The organism is Actinoplanes sp. NPDC048791 (assembly GCF_040650095.1).
GTDB lineage: Bacteria > Actinomycetota > Actinomycetes > Mycobacteriales > Micromonosporaceae > Actinoplanes.
In genome coordinates this window covers 1-2,349 of record NZ_JBEZGQ010001187.1, presented here as the reverse complement: position 1 = coordinate 2,349, position 2,349 = coordinate 1, and the positions used below count along the sequence as shown (strand labels likewise).

At 72.5% G+C, this 2,349-nt stretch carries 3 protein-coding genes; 1 reads left to right on the top strand and 2 read right to left on the bottom strand.

The features are described 5' to 3' along the window. Nucleotides 1-1,135: FAD-binding oxidoreductase (locus AB0C29_RS44120; RefSeq protein WP_360833739.1), on the top strand; the 1,135-nt coding region annotated here is incomplete at its 5' end. Nucleotides 1,136-1,145: 10 nt separating this feature from the next. On the opposite strand, the gene AB0C29_RS44115 is transcribed toward AB0C29_RS44120, so the two are convergent. Both AB0C29_RS44115 and AB0C29_RS44110 read right to left on the bottom strand, forming a co-directional pair. Then, the gene (locus tag AB0C29_RS44115; protein WP_360833737.1) at nucleotides 1,146-1,703 is read right to left on the bottom strand and encodes a dihydrofolate reductase family protein; all 558 of its coding nucleotides are present in this window, start codon (nucleotides 1,701-1,703) and stop codon (nucleotides 1,146-1,148) included. Between the two features lie 53 nt (nucleotides 1,704-1,756). Beyond that, a partial coding sequence (locus AB0C29_RS44110) for a RecQ family zinc-binding domain-containing protein (protein WP_360833735.1) occupies nucleotides 1,757-2,349 on the bottom strand: 593 nt, incomplete at its 5' end.

Here is a 2,349-nt window from a genome sequence, read left to right as displayed (position 1 = left end):
CGGACACGACTGGGCGGGGCGGGCCCTGCGCGACGGCGGCCTGGTCATCGACCTCACCGGCATGCGTGACGTCATCGTCGACGCGCCGGCCCGCACCGCCACGGTCCAGGGCGGCGCCATCACCGCTGACCTGCTGGCCGCGACCACCCCGTACGGGCTGGCCACCGCGACCGGCGTGGTCCGCGCGGTGGGCCTGGCCGGCCTGACCACCGTCGGCGGCTACGGCCCCCTGATCGGCCGGTACGGCCTGGCCCTGGACAACCTGCTGGGCGCGACGGTGGTGCTGGCCGACGGCACGACGGTCGTGGCCGGCCCGGACGACGACACCGAACTGTGGTGGGCCCTGCGCGGCGGAGGCGGCAACTTCGGTGTCGTCACGGAGCTGCGCTACCGGCTGCACGAGGTGCCGTCGATCCTCACCGGCATGCTGATGTTCCCGTTCGACCAGGCGGCGGCGGTGCTGTCCGGCCACGCCGAGATCATGGCCGGCGCCCCGGACGAGCTGAGCGTCATGACCGGCTTCCTGCCCGGTCCCGAGGGTCGTCCGCTGGCGTTCCTGTGCCCGTTCTGGTGCGGCGACCTCGCGGCGGGCGAGCAGGCGATCGCCCGGCTGCGCGCCCTGGGTCATCCGATCGTGGACCAGATCGGCCCGATGCCGTACGAGGCGGCGCTGCGCATGTTCGACCGCAGCATGGTCGACGGCAACCACTACCTGCTGCGTTCCCGCTGGCTGCCCGACGTGCCGGCCCCGGCGGTGGACGCCCTCGTCACCGCCGCGGACGAGATCAGCTCCCCGTTCTCGGCCCTGATCCTGAACCGCTTCCACGGCGCCGCGTCGAGAGTGGACCCGTCAGCGACGGCCTTCGCCCAGCGCTCGCCGCACACGGTGCTGGAGGTGATCGCCGCCTGGCCGCCCGGGCAGCCGGTCGAGCCGCACCGCGCCTGGGCCGACGCGGTGGCGACGTCGCTGGACGAGCTGTCCCTGCCGGGCGGCTACCCGAACCTGCTGGGCCCGGACGACGAGGACCGCTCCCGCGACTCGTACGGCGCCAACCTGAGCCGGCTGCTGGCCGCGAAACGCCACTACGACCCGGACAACACCTTCGCCTCGGCCATCCCGTCTCTGCTCGGCTGATACCTGTGATTCAGCGCGCGCGGCGGTAGTGCATGGCCACCGCGCCGTTGCGGAGCGGCTGCGCCGAGACCAGCTCGAGCTCGCGCGTGCCGGGCAGCCCGCCCTGGTACAGCGTCGGGCCGTGGCCGGCGATCCGGGGATGGACGAGCAGCCTGTACTCGTCGATCAGGTCCAGCCGGTCGAGCTCTGTCGCCAGGTTGCCGCTGCAGAGAAGGACCCCGGCCGGATTCGCGTCCTTGAGCTTCTGCACTTCCGCACGCAGATCGCCGGCGATGTGGTGGCTGTTGGTCCACGGGAAGTCCTTGCGCGTCGACGACACCACGTACTTGGGTTTGGCCTCCAGCTTGGCCGCCCACTCGCGCGTGGCCGGCGGCGCCTCCACGTCACCGCGGGCGACGGCCGGCCAGTGGCCCTCCATCATCTCGTAGGTGACGCGACCCCACAGCATTGCGCCGCTCTCGTCCATGAGACGGGTGAAGAGGGCATGCGTCTCATCGTCGGCGATCCCCTCCTGGTGGTCGACACAACCGTCCAGGGTGACGTTGAGGGTGAAAGTGAGGAGTCCCATGGCCGCAGAGTCTAGAGCCACCACGGCGTCGCGGCGCCCAAGTGGATCGAGGGTCAGTCGAGGGTGAGCAGTCCGTTGTCCAGAGCCGCCGGGGTCAGGTGCCGGTAGCCCACCGAGTCGAACACCACCGTCAGCTCGTGCTCGTCGCGCGTCAGCAACGTGCCCGCACCCCACAGCCGATGGTGCACCCCCACCCCGCCCGGCACAGCCTGCCGCGAAGACGAAGGCGAAGGCGAAGGCCCCGGCTCAGCCCCCGCCGCGTCGTTGTCGCACGACCCGCACGGCGGCTCGTAATGCTCGCCGAAATACCCCAGCAGCTCGGCCCGCCGGCACCGCACCGTCTCCGCATAATGCCGCGCCGCGTCGATCCGGCTGGTCAGCACCGCCTGCCGGTGATCACCCGCCGCCGCCACCGCCGAGAACGTCGTCCGCGGCAGCGCTTCCGGGACCCGTACCGCGTCGTTGCCCTCCGGGACCAGCGCCCCCAGCTCCAGCAGCTCGTCGACCACCCGCTCGACGACATGCCGGCTCATCCCGCTGCCCTCCGCCAGCTCCCGCAGGCTCACCCGCCCCGGCGCGGCCTCCAGCGCGTCGACCACCGCGTGCACCGCGTGCGGGGCGAGCCGGGACCGGGCCGCCAGCAGCC

Excerpts from the sequence above, each read along its gene's own strand:
- AB0C29_RS44115 (WP_360833737.1), bottom strand. The coding sequence starts at position 1,703 with ATGGGACTCCTCACTTTCACCCTCAACGTCACCCTGGACGGTTGTGTC.